We start from the raw sequence: 16,553 nt of genomic DNA on the forward strand, positions 1-16,553 counted from the left end.
TTTCACCCACAGAAATCCGATTCGCGCCGCGCTCAGGCGCCGAGATAGGACTCTTCGACGCGTTCGTCTTCTGCGAGTTCCGCGGCGGTGCCCGAGAGGGTGACACGGCCCGTCTTGATGACGTAGCCGCGGTCCGCCACCCGAAGCGCGTTGTAGATGTCCTGTTCGACCAGTAGGACGGTCGTCCCGTCGTCGTTGATACGCTCGATGGCCTCGAACACGTCGTCGACGAGGACCGGTGCGAGACCGAGGCTCGCCTCGTCCAAGAGGAGCAGGTCGGGGTCGCTCATCAGGCCGCGACCGATGGCGAGCATCTGCTGTTCGCCGCCCGAGAGCGTTCCGGCGCGCTGGTCGGCCCGTTCCTCCAGTCGCGGGAAGATGTCGTACACTGTCTCCAGCTGTTCGTCCATCTTGCTACGGTCGACGTACGCGCCGAGTTCGAGGTTCTCCTTGATGCTGCTGTCCGTGAATATCTCTCGCCCCTCGGGCACGTGTGCGATGCCCTTCTCGACGACGTCTTCGAAGGGCATTTCGCCGATGTTCTCGCCTTTGAACCGGACCTCACCAGCGGTCGGCGTCAGGTCGCCACAGATTGTCTTGAGGGTGGTCGTCTTTCCAGCGCCGTTCGCACCGAGCAGCGCGACCGTCTCGCCTTTCTCGACCGAGAGATTGACGTCCCACAGCACCTGGACGTTCCCGTACGACACGTCTATCGAGTCGACTTCGAGGAGTGCCATCGATTATCACGTCGTTCGTCGTCCGTTTTCTTAAGCTTGCCCCTCCGGCACGGCGCGAGCGCTCTTTACGAGGTGAAACCGCGAAGAAGTGGTATGAGACGACCGCGGTCGTTCGTCGCCGTTACTCCTGTCCGCCCTTCTGCACGTCGGCCTCGGCGTAGCTCACGTCTCGTTCGGTGACGTCGACGGTCATCGAGCCGATAGACTCGATTTCGGCGTCGATGGTGTCGCCGTCCGAGAGTTCGCTGACGCCCTCGGGCGTCCCCGTCGTGATGACGTCACCGGTCTCCAGCGTGGCCCCGAGAGAGGCGTACTGGACGATGTCGGCGCAGGTGTACACCATGTCGCCGGTGTTCTCGTACTGGCGGCGCTCGCCGTTGAGTTGCAGTTCCATCTGGAGGTCCTGCGGGTCGTCGATTTCGTCGGCGGTGGTCACGCACGGCCCGATGACGGTGAACGTGTCGTAGGACTTCCGGTTCGAGCGGTCCTGGTCGCCCCGCAGCGAGATGTCCAGCAGGATGGTGTACCCGAAGATGTGGTCCCACGCCTCCTCGGCGGGCACGTCCTTGATGTCGCCTTCCATGACGAAGGCCAGTTCTATCTCGTGGTCCGTCCGGCGGTCGGTGAAGGGCAGTTCGATGCCGTTGTCGGGCCCGACGACGCTGGAGGGTGCTTTCAGGAAGTAGCCTTTGTCCTTGATGGAGAACCACTCGTCAGTGGTGATATCGCGGTCCGACAGCGCCTCCTCGATGTGGTTCTCGTAGTTCAGCGGCGCGGCGATGACCTTCCCCGGCCGACCGACCGGCGACCCGATTTCGACGTCCGTTACGTCGTGGTCCGGGTCGGCGTCGGCGTACTCGCTGGCGTCGTAGTCGCCTTCCATGTACTCGACGAGCGGTTCCTCGCCGTCGAGGTCGAGGCGGTCGTTCAGCGCGATGACGCCGGTGCCGTCGTCTGTGAGCAGGCCTAACTGGTCGTCGTCGTAGCGGACGAATCGCATAGGCGAGGTATCGACGGAAACCCTGATAAAAGTGCCTTTTTACTCGGACACCACAGCCGCCGCGGGCGGGGACCCACCGTTCAGAAGTGGGCGTCCGTCCGCGTCAGGTCGGCGTCTCCCGCCACGTCCTCCCGGAAGTGCTCGGCGAGCGAATCGAGCGTCCACCCGCCGGGTTCGACGCCGACGGTCTGCAGTTCTGGGTCCGAGAAGACGCCCACACGGTCCCCGCCCGCGTACAGGGTGCACCCGGTCACGTCCTCGGCCGCCTCGCTCGCGAGGTAGGCCACCATCGGCGCGACCTTCTCGGGGGGCATCTCCTCGCGGGTGTACGGCCGATGCTCCTCGGGAACCGTCTCGGTCATCCGGGTGTAGCCGTTCGGGACCAGTGCGTTCACCCGCACGTCCGAGCGGTACATCTCCGTCGACACCGACCGGACCATCCCCAGGACCCCCGCCTTCGCGGCGGCGTAGTTGGCCTGCCCGAGGTTGCCCCGCGCCGCGCCCGCGCTGACCGCGAGGTACGAGCGCTGGCGGTCGAACCCGTCCTCGCCCATCTCGCGCCAGTGCTCGCAAGCCGCCCGGAGCGGTGCGAACTGGCCGGTGAGGTTGTTCTCGACGACGGCCGTCCAGTCCTCGGGGTCGAGTTTGTAGCTCATCCCGTCACGGAGGATGCCCGCGAAGTTGGCGACGAAGTCGAGGCGGCCGTACTCTGTGACGGTGTCCCCGATTAGTCGCTCCGCGTACTCGAAGTCACTCACGTCGCCGTGGTGGGCCGTCGCATCGCCACCGTCGTCGCGAATATCTTCGGCGACGCCCTCGGCCACCGACGGGTCGCTCCCCTCGCCGTCGACGCCCGTCCCGAGGTCGTTGACGACGACGCGAGCGCCGTGGGCCGCGAGTTCACGTGCCGCCGCCTCGCCGAGGCCGTTACCCCCGCCGGCGACGATACAGACCGTCCCGTCCATCCGTTCAGAACGGGAACTCGCGCGGTTCGTGCTGGAGCGAAATCCACTTCGTCTCGGTCACCTCGTCGAGGAAATCGTCGGTGTTGTAGCCGCCGACCCCGGACGCTCCGGTGCCGCTGAACGGGACGTGGGCCTCGTCGTTTATCGGTTGGTCGTTGACGTGGACCATCCCCGTCTCCATGCGCTGGGCGATGCGCTTGCCCGCGCCCACGTCGCCCGCGTGGACGGACCCCGAGAGACCGAACTCCGTGTCGTTTGCGAGTTCGACCGCTTCGTCCACGTCCGAAAACGGGATGACCGGGACGATAGGGCCGAAGTGTTCGTTGCAGGCGGCGGCCATGTCGTTGGTCACGTCCGACAACACCGTGGGTTCGACGACCAGCGAGTCTTCGACGCCGTCGAGTTCGACTGTCTCACCGCCGGTTTCGAGCGTCGCACCCGCTTCGACCGTCCGGTCGACGTAGTCCAGCATCTCGTCGCGCTGGGACTCGTCGATGATGGGACCGACGACGACGTGGTCGTGGGCGCTCCCGGCGGGGAGATTCGAGGCCCGTTCGGCCAGTCGGTCCACGTACTCGTCGTAGACGTCCTCGTGGACGAGGTGGCGGTTGATGGAGATACACACCTGTCCCTGATGCGCGAACGACCCGAATACGCCCGCGTCGATGGCTTGGTCGAGGTCGGCGTCGGCCGTGACGATGTGGGCGTTGTTCCCGCCCAGTTCCATCGCCGCTTCGGCGAGGTTCTCACCGGCGGCGGCCGCGACGCGGCGACCGACCTCCGTCGACCCGGTGAACGCGACCACGTCGCTCTCGTCGTGGCTGGCGACGGCGTCGCCGATGTCCGAGCCACGGCCGGTGACGACGTTGAGGACGCCGTCCGGGAAGCCAGCCTCTTCGAACAGACGCGCGAACAGGAGGCCACCGACGATGGGCGTGTTCGTCGCGGGCTTGAGGACGACGGTGTTTCCGGCGGCGACGGCGGGGGCGACGGCCCGCGCCGAGAGGTTCAATGGGAAGTTCCACGGGGAGATGACCGTGACGACCCCCTGCGGTTCGCGCTGGACGACGTTCTCCTTGCCGGGGATGTTCGAGGCGGCGTGTTCGCCTTTCATCCGTCGCGGGAGCGTCGCGGCCTCGGCGATTTGGTCCTCGGCGAGGTGGACCGAGGTTTCGCCCATTCCCTCGATTTGGCCCGCCTCCGTCGCCAGCAGTTCGACGATTTCCTCGCTGTGTTCGTCCATCGTCTGGAGGAGGTCTTGGACGAGTGCCTCGCGCCGGGCGATGGGCGTCTCGGCCCACTCGGCCTGTGCTTCGGCGGCGGCCTCGTAAGCGGCGTCTACGTCGGCCTCGTTCCCGCGCGGCACCTCCGTCACGACCTCGCGTGTCGAGGGGTCTTCGACCGCGATGGTCTCGCCGCTGTCGCTCGCTTGCCACTCCCCACCGATGTAGAGTGAACTCCAGTCGGCATCGATGCTGTATCGGGACAGGCTATCCTGTGCCATACGAGTGCATACGGCGAAAAGACCATGAAGGTTTGGTAACACCGATGTAATCGGCCGACGCGGCCGCCACTTCGGACGGTAGGCGCTCAGCGGTCGCCCGCAGTCAGCGCGGCGTCGACAGCCTCTATCGGTGTCGGCGGTCCGTCCCGGTCGACGCCCGCAAACGCTCCGTCGGTGTCGACGGCCAAGTCGGTCAGTTGCGTCCGGCAGGAGGCCCCCGGTGCGACGACCGCCCTCGCCTCGCTCTCGCTCACCTGTTCCTCCAGCGTCTCGCCGATGGTCATGCTCATCGCGTGGTGTTCGGCCTCGTAGCCGAAACTCCCGGCCATCCCACAGCACCCGGAGTCCAGCGGGTCCACCTCGTAGCCCGTGCGACGGAGGACGCCGACGGCGTGGTGGTCCTTCTTCGTCGCCTTCTGGTGACAGTGCCCGTGGTACGCCAGCGAGCGGCCGGGGGCGTCCACGGCGAGGTTCTCGTCCAGTCTGAACGTATCGAGGTACTCGCAGACGCCGTAACTGTTGGCCGCGAGCGTTTCCACCTCGTCCCCCGACAACAGGTCCAGATAGTCGGACTGGAGCATCACCGCGTCGCTCGGTTCGACGAGGACCACGTCCCACCCGTCGGCGACGCGAGGGGCCAGCGACTCAACGGCCTCGCGTGCCGTCTCACGGGTTGCGTCGACGAACCCTTTCGAGTACGCGGGTCGCCCGCTATCGGTCACGTCGGCCACGTCGACGTGGACGTTCGCCGCTTCGAGGACCCGAACCGCCGCTTTTCCGACAGCGGGGTGGCTGAAGTTCGTGTACGTGTCCGGGAACAGTACGGCCTTGCGGTCGGCCTCGGCGGCCGACACCTTCGGACCCCGGGCCGCGAACCAGTCCTGTAAGCTCTCGCGTTCGAACGTCGGCAACGAGCGCTCGCGGGCGATGCCTAGGGTCTTCTCCATCACCGCGCGCGCCCCGGGGAGTTTCGGCCCGAGGTTCGAGAGCGGAGCGAGCGCGCTCCCGACGCGTGCCAGCGTGTCGACGTTGGCGAACACGCGTTCGCGGAGACTGGCACCATGCTCCTGATGGTGGGCATGTTCGACTTCGACTTTCAGTTTCGCCATGTCGACTTCGCTCGGACAGTCGTGCGCACAGCCCTTACAGCCGATACAGAGGTCCATCACCTCCGAGACGAACTCGTCGTCGGTGGGGTCGTCCGGGAGGTCGCCGCTCATCGCCTGTCGGAGCATGTTGGCGCGCCCCCGCGTGGCCGTAATCTCCTCGTCGGCCGCCCGGAACGTCGGACACATCACGCCGCCCTCGGACTGCTGGGTGCGACACCCGCCACACCCGTGACAGAGTTCGACCATCCCCTGCATCCCGTTCTCGTTGTCCCACGAAAGCGCCGAGTCGAACCCGGCGTTGAACTCGTACTCGGGGTCGAACCGCAGGTTCTCGGTCAGGGACACGTCGCCACAGACCTGTCCGGGGTTGAGCAACCAATCGGGGTCGAACGCGGTCTTCAGGTCCCGGAACGCCTCCCAGAGCCGTTCGCCGTACAGTTTCCGGTTCCACTGGGTGCGCGCACGGCCGTCGCCGTGTTCGCCGGAGACGGACCCGCCGAACTCGACGACGAGGTCGGTGACGGCCTCCCCGATGTTCTCCATCGCGTCGAGGTCCGCTTGCGACTTCGTGTTCACCAGCGGGCGCACGTGCAACACGCCCGGCCCGGCGTGCGCGTAGAAGGACGCGAACGTGCCGTTCTCTTCCAGTACGTCCTGGAACTCGCTGACGAACTCAGGGAGGTGTTCCGGTGGGATGGCGCAGTCTTCGAGGAAACTGATGTGCTTGGCGTCGCTCGTCCGGCCGAGTAGAATCGGGAGGCCCGACTTCCGGAGTTTCCATATCTCCGTGCGTTCGTCGGCATCGTAGGCCTCCAGTGCGTCGAAGGCGTAGTGGTCGGCGTCCGTCTCGTCGCCTGCACCGTCTGGCACTCGGTCGGCCAGTAGGCCCGCGACCTGCTCACGGCCGTGGTCGTCGTCCTCGGCGTAGAACTCCACCAGCAGGGCGGCCCGCGTCCGGTCGGGAAGTTTGGCGGCCACGTCGGCGAACTCCGTCGTGTCCGACGCGAGGTCGATGAGCACGTCGTCGATGAGTTCGACCGCCGCGGGGCCGTGGTCGAGGACGTGTTGCACGTCGCTAACCGCTTCGACGACGCTGTCGTAGGTCAGCAGTGCCACCGCCTTCGTCTCGGGAATCGGTTCGAGCGAGACGGTCGCCTCGGTGACGACGGCAAGCGTCCCCTCGCTCCCGGCGAGCAGTCGGGCGAGGTTGACCGTCCCCGCCTTGCCGTACTCGCCCTCGTACTCGGCGATGAGCCGGTCGAGGTTGTATCCGGAGACGTTGCGTTTGAGTTCCGGGTAGCGCTCGGCCACCTCCTCGGCGTGGTCGTCCAGCAGCGAGACGACGCCCGCGGCGATACGTGCTTCGAGGTCGTCGGTCTCGGAATCGGCCCGCTCTCGGAGTTCCTCAACGGGCACTTCGCCGAACGTGGTGACGGTACCATCGGCGAGAACCACCTCGCACTCCTCGATGTAGTGGTCGGTCTTCTCGTACACGAGCGAGTGTGCGCCGGTCGAGTTGTTCCCGATAGCACCGCCGATGGCGCTTCGGTTTCCGGCGGCGGGGTCCGGACCGAACGTCAGGTCGTACTGGGCCGCCCTGTCGTTGAGGTCGGCGAGCACCGTCCCGGCCTGTACGCGGGCCTCGCGGTCCTCGGGGTTCAGCGAGCGGACGCTGTCCATGTGCCGGGTGAAGTCCAGCACGACCGCCTCGTTGACGGTCTGTCCAGCGAGACTCGTCCCGCCGCCGCGTGGGAGAATGGGTATCTCGCGCTCGGCGCAGTACGTGACGACTCTCGCCACGTCGGCCGTGGAGGTTGGAAAGACGACCCCGATGGGGGTCACCTCGTAGGCGCTGGCATCCGTCGCGTAGAGTTGGCGAGTATACGTGTCGAATCGGACCTCGCCGTCGGCTCGGGCTTCGAGGTCTGAGACGAGACCCGGGCGCTCTACGGACCCGCCAACGTAGTCGTAGTCCGCTCGCTCGTCGCTCGCCGTTGGGGCGAGTTGGACACCGCCGTCTGTGGCGGCGTCGCTATCGTCGTCGCGCATGTACGTCGACCTGTGTGAACCAGTCACTTAATCCCCCCGTTGTCGGCACGCTGTCAGCGGCAGTAGAGCTTTTACAGCGGCCACCCTTCTCACGATACCGTGACAGACACGACCACCCCCGACGAGCGGTTGCAGACGCTGGTGAGTCGTCTGATTGAGCGAGATGCTGACGCCCACGCCGACGCCATCGTCGAACTCACAGACGTCGGCGACGAACGCGTCGTCCCGCATCTCCTCGAAGTGCTCGTCATCGATGCCATCGGGAACGACTGGGCCAAGTTCGGCTTTCCTGCCGTCCTCAGGGAACGCGACCCGCCGCGATACCTCGACCTCCCAGAGGTCCGCTGGCCCGGCGTTACGGACGCGCTCGCCGCGATAGCCGAGCCAGATTTCGACTCCGCCCATGCGTGGGTTGAATGGGAATCCTGGTACTCCCAACAAGACATCGAGCCGCTTGACGGCTTCGACGACTGGAAGCTTCGGCTGTACCGCTCGTATCTCCCACCGGTCGGCGGTCTGTTAGACTGCGAGCCACGGGAGTTCGACCTGCAGGACATGCGCTGGGGGAACTGCGACCGGTCGTTCCTCGCGGCGTTGAACGCTCCCGACTTCGTCGCTGGCGACGACGTCGATACCGCAGGCAGCGGCGGGGACCACGAACGATATTTGGACGCGGACGATACCGTCTTCGGCTTCGAACTCGACGGAACCGCTTACGCTGTTGCTCGGTGGGTACTCTTCCCACACGAACTCATGAACGCGACTCTCGCGGGCGTTCCGGTAAGTCTCACCTACTGCACGCTTTGTAACGCGCCGATCCTCTACGACCGGCGCGTCGGTGAGGAGACGCTCACTTTCGGTAGCTCCGGAATGTTGCTGTCGGGTAATAAGGTCATGTACGACGAGGAGACCGAAACGCTGTGGGACCAGCACAGGGGCACCCCTATCGGTGGCCCCCATCTCGAACGTGACTCCGACCTGTCGCTCGACCAGTTTGCCGTTACGCAAACCACGTGGGCCGACTGGAAGGACGAGTACCCCGACACGCGCGCACTGGACATCGAAACCGGTTACGACTACGACTACTCGTTCTACGAAGACAACGTCGGCTTCTTCGAGCACTACTGGAATCGGGAGGAAATCGTTCAGCCGGGCGTCCAGAGAGCCGACGACCGTCTGCCTGAGAAGGCCTCAGTCTACGGAATCGTCGGCAGTGACTCTGGGGAAGTGTGGGTCGTCCCAGTGAACGAGTTGGACACTGATGCTGTCCTGACCGGGACTGTCGACGGACAGGACGTCGTCGCGCTTCTCGACGCCACCGGCGACGTGGCCGTCTACGAGGCCCCGCCGACGCCTATCGAGCGGACCGACGGAAGCCTCATGGATACCGACGGCGAGATGTGGACGATAAGCCGGAACCACCTCCGGAGTGAAACCGGCGACACCCGGGAACGGATCGCTGGCCGCCACGGCCTCTGGTTCGCCTTCAGGACCCACTATGACGTGGCGCACGTACTCACCTGATTGGAGGGTCCGGCTTTCAGTACCTTCGGAAAGCGGGACCGAACGAACAGTCGAGAGAACAGCGCCCAGTCCCTTTCGACGCTCCCCCGCTTTGTTGCGGGCCGTCGCCTCGCACTCGGCGAACAAAACTCTACGGTGGTGAGGTCAGTGATACACCGCCGAGAGTACGAAGCGACGACGCTTTCAGTACCTAGATAGCCACCCCGTCAGCACTCGGCCCCCGCTTGCAGCACCTCAATCCGCAACGCTGTCCAAACAATGTACGCGCAAAAACCCAAATTAGCTCACAGTCGAATCTACAATAACAGAAAAGCTTAACATAGTGTTTGTACAGTAGGATGTATGGGCAAGTTTGACAGTGAACATGGTCGGCGGTCGTTCCTAAAAGTCGCTGGCGCAACAGGTCTCAGTAGTCTCGCTGGCTGCACCGCCTTAAACGGTGGCGGCGGCTCGGACGCGGTCACTATCGCGGCCGCCGTTCCGGAGACCGGACGGCTGGCCCCGGTCGGCAACGAAATGCTCGCGGGCTACGAACTCGGGGTGGAGAAACTCAACGAGCGGGACAACGTCGACCAGGAGGTCGAACTCATCGTCAGAGACGACGAAAGCGACCCGACGGTGCTCCGCCAGCAACTCCAACAGATCACCAGCAACAACGACGTCGACATGATCTGGGGGAGTTTCTCCAGCCCGCTCGTCATGTCGGCGTCGGCGTACGCAGAGAACGAGGGGTTGCCGTTCCTCGCGGTCGCCACCTGTTACCAAGAGCCCCTCGTCTCCGGGGAGAAAGAGTGGACGTATACGCCGTTTCCGAAAACGCGCGATGTCACGCGTGCGACGACAGGGATGCTCGAATTCATCCCGGAGGACGACCGACCGCAGGCGGTCGGTATCTGGGAGGAGAACTCCGGCTGGGGTGCCGAGATGGCTGAAGCTTGGGACACGAAGCTCTCGGACGCGGGCTACGACATCACGATGCGGGAGACGTACAATCCCGGCAACGAGGACTTCTCGACGCTCATCTCGCAGGCCGAGAACGCAGGGGTCGAGGCGCTCGTCGCGTGCCCGCAGCCGCCGGACGGCATCACCGCGATGAACCAACTGAACAACTCCGGCTACATGCCCGATTTCATCGAGTTCGTACGCGCCGCAGACCCGCAGGCGTGGTGGTCGGCGCTCGGCGAGCAGGGGAACTACGTCACGATGTGCCCGGGCTGGGCACCCGGGATGACCGGAAACGGCAACGAGGAGTTCCTGAGTACGTATGCCGACCGGAACGACGGCGGGACGCCGCGCGTGATGGTCGGCGTCGGCTACAACCTCGCACAGACCACCGAGCAGGCGCTGGCCGCCGCCGAGAACAGCGGCCCCGAGAGCGTGCGGGCGGCGCTCGACGAGACGGAGTTCAGCACGGTCATCGGCGACTTCAGCTTCGACCAGTACGGGATGCCCAAGCAGGGTCAACTCTCGGCCGCGAGCGCGCAGTGGTGGGACGGCGAGCAACGCCTCGTCTACCCGCAAACCGAGCAGTCCGCTGACCTACAGTTCCCCATCGAGTGACTGCGGGACGTACCGACAGGACGGAAGCCGGTCACCGTCCGTGGGTTCGGGGTGGCGAGTCGCAGTCGCTGTGGTCGGCTGTTCGGCTGTCCGAGCGAGTCTTCTAGTTAAGAGAATTGGGTCGATTAGCAAACATTGTAACCAATATTTTAAGTTGAGCGGCACCATTGTGTGATAGTGATGAGAGAGAGTGACATATCTGAGGTGGCCGTGCTCGGCGCGGGGAGCATGGGGCACGGTATCGCCGAACTCGCCGCTATTGCGAGCTACGACGTGGTACTTCGGGACATCGAAGCGAATCTCGTCGACGATGGCCTCGAACAGATCGAGTGGAGCCTCGGCAAACTCGAAGAGAAGGGCAAAATCGACGAACCGGCCGACGACGTGCGCGCCCGTATCGTTGGCGAGACGGACCTCGAAACCGCCGTCGCCGACGCGGACCTCGTCATCGAGGCGATTCCCGAAAACCTCGACCTGAAGCGCGAGACGTTCGCCGAAGTCGACGAGTACGCGCCTGACCACGCCATCTTGGCGTCGAACACGTCCGGCCTGAGCATCACCGAAATCGGGGCCGCAACCGACCGCCCCGAACAGGTCGCTGGCGCGCACTTCTTCAATCCGCCGGTGAAGATGGACCTCGTCGAGGTCGTCCACGGCGAACGCACCAGCGAGGGTACGCTGGCTACCGTCCACGAGTTTGTGGCCGACCTCGGGAAGCGCGCTATCGACGTCAAGCGAGACGTTCACGGGTTCATCGTCAACAACGTCATGCTGCCGTTCATCGAGGAGGGTGCGTGGATGCTCGCAGACGGCAGCGCTGACATCCGCCAAGCGGACGCCGCCATGGTGTACACGCGCGGCTACCCGATGGGGCCGTTCGAACTCGCTGACTACACTGGCATCGACATCGCGTATCACTTCCGCGAAGACACCGACCTCGACTCTCCGCCTACCATCGCCGAGAAGGTCGAGGCAGACGACCTCGGGAAGAAGACCGGGCGCGGGTTCTACGACTGGGAGGCTGACGGCCCCGACTACGAACCGGGCGACGGCGAGGGCTTCGACACGCTCCGCGTGGAGGCCCGGATGGTCAACGAGGCCGCGCGCCTCGTCGGCAACGACGTCGCAACGCCGGACGACATCGACCTCGGAAGCAGACTGGGCGCGCGCTTCCCGGAGGGCGTCTGCCGACTCGGCGACCAGATCGGTCTCGACAGCGTCCTCGACAAACTCCGGACGCTCCACGAGGAGACGGGCGCACAGCGGTACGCGCCTGCCGACTACCTCGTCGAACTCGTCGAGGCGGGCGAGACAGGCGTCGACGCCGGTGTGGGCTTTCACGAGTATCGCGGCGACGGTCCCTACCAGTACATCAATAAGTCGCTCGACGACCGCGGCGTCCTCGAAATCGAATTCGACCGTCCGGAGCGGCTGAACGCGTTCTCCGAGACGATGTTCGGCGAAGTCGAGGCCGCTCTCGGGAACGCCGACACCGACGCGGTGTCCTGCGTCGTGTTCTCTGGTGCTGGCGAGGACGCGTTCAGTTCCGGCGCGGACATCACCGGCTTCATGACCTCCGAACCGACCGAACTGATGGATGTCGACGAGACTATCCGCGCCATCGACGAGTTCGAGCGCCCCACTGTCGCCCGCATCGACGGCTTTTGTCTGGGTGCTGGCTTCGAAATCGCGCTGGCCTGTGACCTCCGCATTGCCACCGAGGACTCCGTGTTCGGCTCGCCGGAGATAAACCTCGGACTGATTCCGGGCGGAGGCGGCACTCAGCGCCTCACGCGAATCGTCGGGGAGGGGCGTGCGAAGGAACTCGTCTTCCGCGGCGAGCAGATTTCCGCCGAGCGCGCCGAGGACTGGGGGCTTCTCAATCGCGCCGTTCCGGAGTCCGATTTCGAGGAGACGGTCGCACAGTTCGTCGACGACCTTGCGAACGGCCCACGGACAGCACTGAAGGTCGCCAAGCGGGTCATCGACGACGGACAGGACGCCAGCCTCGACACTGGACTGGACGTCGAGAGTCAGGGCTTCGGCCTGCTGACGACGACGGACGACATGGTCGAGGGCGTGACGGCGTTCAGGGACGACCGCGAACCGGAGTTCGAGTGATGACCCGGACTGCTGCAATCGTCGGCGGCGGTCACGCCGACTGGGGGCAACGCGAGGCCACGTGGAAAGACCTCACACAGGAGGCCGGAAAAGCCGCCTTCGACGACGTAGACGGAATCACCCCCAGCGATGTCGAAGGACTGTTCGTCGGCGCGGTGCAACCCGAGCGATTCGCGTTCCAGAGTCATGTCGCCCCGTTGGCCGCGGAGCTGCTCGGTATCGACGTCACGAAGATGATCTCACGCACCGAACTGGCGTGCGCGAGCGGGCAGGCGGCACTCCGGTACGCGTGGCTCGCTATTGCCAGCGGCCAGTTGGACGTTGCACTTGTGCTTGGCGTCGAGAAGATGAATCTCGGTGATGACTATATCGAGGAGACGCAGGCGGGCATGACGAACGTGCTTGACCGCGAATTCGACGGCGTCAACGGCCTGAACGCCCCCTCGTTCTTCTCGATGTTCGCCCAGCGCCACATGCGTGAGTACGGCACCACCCGGGAACAGCTCGCAAAGGTGAGTGTAAAGAACAAGCGCCACGCCGCGAACAACCCCTACGCTCAGTTCCGGCAGGAAGTCAGCGTCGACGACGTACTGGACTCCTATCCGGTCGCGCCGCCGCTGTGCCTGTTGGACTGCAGCGGCCTCACGGACGGTGCCGCTGGTCTGCTGCTCGTCAGCGAGGAGAAGGCACGCGAAATCACAGACACCGCGGCGTACGTCACGGGCAGCGGCCAGGCCTGCATGGCGAGCAACTCCATCAACAACCTGCCATCGATGTCCGCGTGGCCGCAGGCTACCGTCGCCGCAGAGGAAGCATACGACCAGGCTGGCATCGATGACCCGGTGGCCGAACTGGACGTCGCCGAGATTCACGACTGCTTCTCCATCAGCGAGATCATCGAGTACGAGGACCTCGGCTGGGTCGAGAAAGGTGAGGGCGGCCAGTTCATCGAAGACGGCCGCAGCGAACTCGACGGCGACATCGCCGTCAACCCCCGTGGGGGGCTCTTAGGCTGTGGTCACCCGCTCGGCGCGACCGGCGTCTCGCAGGCGCTGGAAGTGTACAAGCAGTTTGCGGGTAAGGTCGAATCCAGCCGTCAGGTGCCCGACAGCCCGGAGACCGGACTCATCCACAACCTCAGCGGTAGCGGGAGCGTACACAGCGTGATGACGCTCGCGAGGGATCCACAATGACTGACGACACCGACCACACCGACGCACGCACCGATACCGAACCGCCACGGAAGACGGTCTCCGTGCCGGACACTATCGAGATGCCGCGTCTGATGGACTTCTACGATCTGCAGGACGCCGACCACACGAGGATTCACGAGTTCTACGACCGCCTCCGTGACGGGTCGCTATCTACGACGGAGTGCCAGGACTGCGGCGAGCGTCACTTTCCGCCGCGTGTCGTGTGTCCGGAGTGTACGAGCGACAACCTAGAATACGTCTCGTTGCCTCACGACGGCACGCTGTTCGCGTTCTCCGCCGTTCGGGGGAGCGGCCCGGTCGGGATGGATACGCCGTTCGTCACGGGCGTCGTGGACTTGGACGGCGTCGACATCCAGTTGTCGGCACGCATCGACGACGTCGACTACGACGACCTCTCCATCGGCGACCCCGTAACGCTGCAAGTCGTGGACATCGACGGCCCGACTGACCAAGACAGGGTGTTTTATCGATTCACATTGCGGAGTGACACAGCATGACGATGGACTACGACCTCACGATAACGAAGTTCCTGGAACGGGCCCGCGACCTCTTCGACCACAAGGAGATCGTCACCGCGCTCCCGGACGGGAGCACCCATCGATACACGTACGGCGACGCCTACGAGCGCATCAGTCAACTCGCGCATGCTCTGGACGACTACGGGATGGCGCCCGGCGACCGTTCGGGCGTGATGGCGGTCAACCACTACCGTCACTACGAACTCTACTTCGGACCGTCCTGTAGCGCACGCAGTATTCACATGGTGAACCATCGACTGCCGGAGCACCATCTCGTCGAAATCATCGAGGAGGCCGAAGACCGACTGATGTTCGTCGACCCGCAGTTCGTGGAGGTTCTCGAACCTATCGCGGACGACCTCGATACCGTCGAGCAGTATGTCATTCTCGGCGACCGAAACGACGTGCCGGATACGTCGCTGGAGCCGGTCACCGACTACGAATCGTTCATCGACGGCTACGATACCGACTACGATTGGCCCGCCATCGACGAGGACACCGAGAGCGCGCTCTGCTACACGTCCGGGACCACCGGGCTGCCAAAGGGCGTTCAATACACGCATCGTGGTCAGTTCCTGCACACGCTGATGCACAGCCACGTCGACGTGTTCGGCGTCAGTGAGACCGACACCGTGATGCCGGTGGTGCCGATGTTCCACGTCAACGGCTGGGGGCTCCCGTACACGACGACGTTTACGGGCGCGAAAATCGTACTACCGGGCCAGCGGACCGATCCGGATGAACTCATCTCCTGTATAACCGAGGAAGCAGTCACCGTCGCGGCCGCGGTTCCCACCGTCTGGATGGAGGTCGACCGCATCATCGAGGATTCCAGCGACCTCGGGCCAGACGCGCTGGACTCGCTTCAGGACGTACTCATTGGCGGGAGTTCCCCGCCGGCGTCGCTCATCCGGAAGTTCGATGAGGTCTACGACGCGCCCATCGGTCAAGGATACGGGATGACGGAGGCTTCCCCCCATCTTGCGAACACCCTGATGACGACGGAGATGCAGAAACTGCCCGAGGAGGAACAGGACCGCCTCCGGATGAAAGCGGGCATACCGGCACCGGGTGTTCAGATTCGACTCCGCGACGAGGACGGGCAGCCGGTGCCCCAGGACGGCGAGACGCCCGGCGAAGTGCAGGCGCGGGCACCGTGGCTCGCTGGCGAGTACTACCAGCGTCCGAACGCGACGAGGGAGTCGTTCACACAGGACGGGTGGTTCCAGAGCGGTGACGTCGCCACCATCGACGAGTACGGCAACCTCGATGTGGTCGACCGCCTCGACGATGTCATCAAGAGCGGCGGCGAGTGGATCTCCAGCATCGAACTGGAGAACACGATTATCGGCCACGACGATATTGAGGAAGCCACGGTCATCGGCGTCCCCCACGAGAAGTGGCAAGAGCGTCCGGTCGCGTACGTCGTCGCAGCGGACGATGTGACTGCCGACGGCCTCCGCGACTACTTGCTCGAGGAATTCCCGAAGTGGTGGCTACCGGACCACTTCGAGTTCGTCGACGAGGTACCGAAGACGACCACTGGAAAGTACAACAAGAAACGCCTCGTCGAGCGCTTCGAGGAGGAGTACGGATCGCTGCCTATCGAGGAATAACGCGGCGGAGCGCCGCGTGACGACCCTAGAACCGATATTCGGTATCGCTGTCGAGGTAATCGAAGAGGCCGGGACTGGCGCCGAACTCAAGGATATTCGTCATCACGCTTGTGCGAACGTTTAGCACCGTCTTGCCGTGGTTCTTGTAGAACTCGTGGAGCCACCGCTCACCGTGTTCGCGTGTCGGGAACAGCATGACAGACTTCCACTGGTACTCGCCGTCCGACAGGAAATACATGAGTGTGTGGTCGTCGTCGCGGATGTGCTCCATCGTTTCGCGCCATGTGTCCGCGAAGTACTCGGGGTTGAACTTGAATTCGAATAGTTCGAATAGGAAATACTCCTCGTTGGGAACGATGGCTTCCCGAAACACACTTGCCTCACGCATGTTCCGGATAGATTCGTTGACTGTGACATAGGAGACGTCAATATCGTACTCGTCGTCGAGAATATCGGCGAGATCCCGGGAGGAGACGCTGGGGTTTTTCGCAAGCTCTCGGAGAATGTAGACGTCACGGTCCTTGAATTCGTACGACGGTGTGTCGTGTGCCATACACACGTCTATCCGGGTAACAATGTTAAGATTCAGGATTCGGAGAACGACGATTGGTAGGTCTTTGGGGTCGAGCGAACCGA

Annotated in this window: 12 protein-coding genes; 6 read left to right on the forward strand and 6 right to left on the reverse strand. The window is 64.2% G+C overall.

The genetic code is table 11. From position 1 onward, the window contains the following. Nucleotides 1-32 precede the first annotated feature (32 nt). From NJQ44_RS18900 to NJQ44_RS18920, 5 genes are all read right to left on the reverse strand, one after another. Nucleotides 33-737 carry an ABC transporter ATP-binding protein gene (locus NJQ44_RS18900; RefSeq protein ID WP_254274457.1) on the reverse strand — a complete coding sequence of 235 codons (705 nt, stop codon included), beginning with the start codon at nucleotides 735-737 and terminating at the stop codon, nucleotides 33-35. 121 nt (nucleotides 738-858) lie between these two features. Next, nucleotides 859-1,737: a fumarylacetoacetate hydrolase family protein gene (locus NJQ44_RS18905; protein WP_254274458.1), complete on the reverse strand. Its 879-nt coding sequence runs from the start codon at nucleotides 1,735-1,737 to the stop codon at nucleotides 859-861. An 80-nt stretch (nucleotides 1,738-1,817) separates the two neighbouring features. Further along, nucleotides 1,818-2,702, reverse strand: coding sequence for an SDR family oxidoreductase (locus tag NJQ44_RS18910; RefSeq protein WP_254274459.1), 885 nt, complete (start codon nucleotides 2,700-2,702; stop codon nucleotides 1,818-1,820). A 4-nt stretch (nucleotides 2,703-2,706) separates the two neighbouring features. Then, on the reverse strand, nucleotides 2,707-4,206 hold the full coding sequence (locus NJQ44_RS18915) for an aldehyde dehydrogenase family protein (RefSeq protein ID WP_254274460.1): 1,500 nt from the start codon (nucleotides 4,204-4,206) through the stop codon (nucleotides 2,707-2,709). Between the two features lie 86 nt (nucleotides 4,207-4,292). Then, nucleotides 4,293-7,364, reverse strand: a complete 3,072-nt coding sequence (locus tag NJQ44_RS18920) for an FAD-binding and (Fe-S)-binding domain-containing protein (protein ID WP_254274461.1) — start codon at nucleotides 7,362-7,364, stop codon at nucleotides 4,293-4,295. A 99-nt stretch (nucleotides 7,365-7,463) separates the two neighbouring features. Here NJQ44_RS18920 and NJQ44_RS18925 point away from each other — a divergent pair, with 99 nt between their 5' ends. The 6 genes from NJQ44_RS18925 to NJQ44_RS18950 all read left to right on the forward strand — a co-directional run bounded on the left by NJQ44_RS18925 (nucleotide 7,464) and on the right by NJQ44_RS18950 (nucleotide 15,917). Beyond that, the gene (locus tag NJQ44_RS18925; RefSeq protein ID WP_254274462.1) at nucleotides 7,464-8,888 is read left to right on the forward strand and encodes a DUF3179 domain-containing (seleno)protein; all 1,425 of its coding nucleotides are present in this window, start codon (nucleotides 7,464-7,466) and stop codon (nucleotides 8,886-8,888) included. Between the two features lie 342 nt (nucleotides 8,889-9,230). Continuing rightward, on the forward strand, nucleotides 9,231-10,448 hold the full coding sequence (locus NJQ44_RS18930) for an ABC transporter substrate-binding protein (RefSeq protein WP_254274463.1): 1,218 nt from the start codon (nucleotides 9,231-9,233) through the stop codon (nucleotides 10,446-10,448). Between the two features lie 180 nt (nucleotides 10,449-10,628). Then, the gene (locus NJQ44_RS18935) at nucleotides 10,629-12,569 is read left to right on the forward strand and encodes a 3-hydroxyacyl-CoA dehydrogenase/enoyl-CoA hydratase family protein (RefSeq protein ID WP_254274464.1); all 1,941 of its coding nucleotides are present in this window, start codon (nucleotides 10,629-10,631) and stop codon (nucleotides 12,567-12,569) included. After that, nucleotides 12,569-13,762 carry a thiolase C-terminal domain-containing protein gene (locus tag NJQ44_RS18940; protein ID WP_254274465.1) on the forward strand — a complete coding sequence of 398 codons (1,194 nt, stop codon included), beginning with the start codon at nucleotides 12,569-12,571 and terminating at the stop codon, nucleotides 13,760-13,762. The genes NJQ44_RS18935 and NJQ44_RS18940 overlap by 1 nt, the downstream gene beginning before the upstream one ends. Further along, nucleotides 13,759-14,280, forward strand: coding sequence for a Zn-ribbon domain-containing OB-fold protein (locus NJQ44_RS18945; RefSeq protein WP_254274466.1), 522 nt, complete (start codon nucleotides 13,759-13,761; stop codon nucleotides 14,278-14,280). Before NJQ44_RS18940 ends, NJQ44_RS18945 begins: the two co-directional genes overlap by 4 nt. Nucleotides 14,281-14,282: 2 nt before the next feature. Then, complete coding sequence (locus NJQ44_RS18950) at nucleotides 14,283-15,917, forward strand: long-chain fatty acid--CoA ligase (RefSeq protein WP_254274672.1); 1,635 nt, start codon at nucleotides 14,283-14,285, stop codon at nucleotides 15,915-15,917. A 25-nt stretch (nucleotides 15,918-15,942) separates the two neighbouring features. Here the strand turns inward: NJQ44_RS18950 and NJQ44_RS18955 are convergent, their stop codons facing one another. Further along, entirely contained in the window at nucleotides 15,943-16,470 is a 528-nt protein-coding gene (locus tag NJQ44_RS18955; protein WP_254274467.1) for a winged helix-turn-helix domain-containing protein, read from the reverse strand. Nucleotides 16,471-16,553: the final 83 nt, after the last annotated feature.

Origin of the sequence: Haloarcula marina (assembly GCF_024218775.1) — an archaeon.
In the GTDB taxonomy this organism is placed as follows: domain Archaea; phylum Halobacteriota; class Halobacteria; order Halobacteriales; family Haloarculaceae; genus Haloarcula; species Haloarcula marina.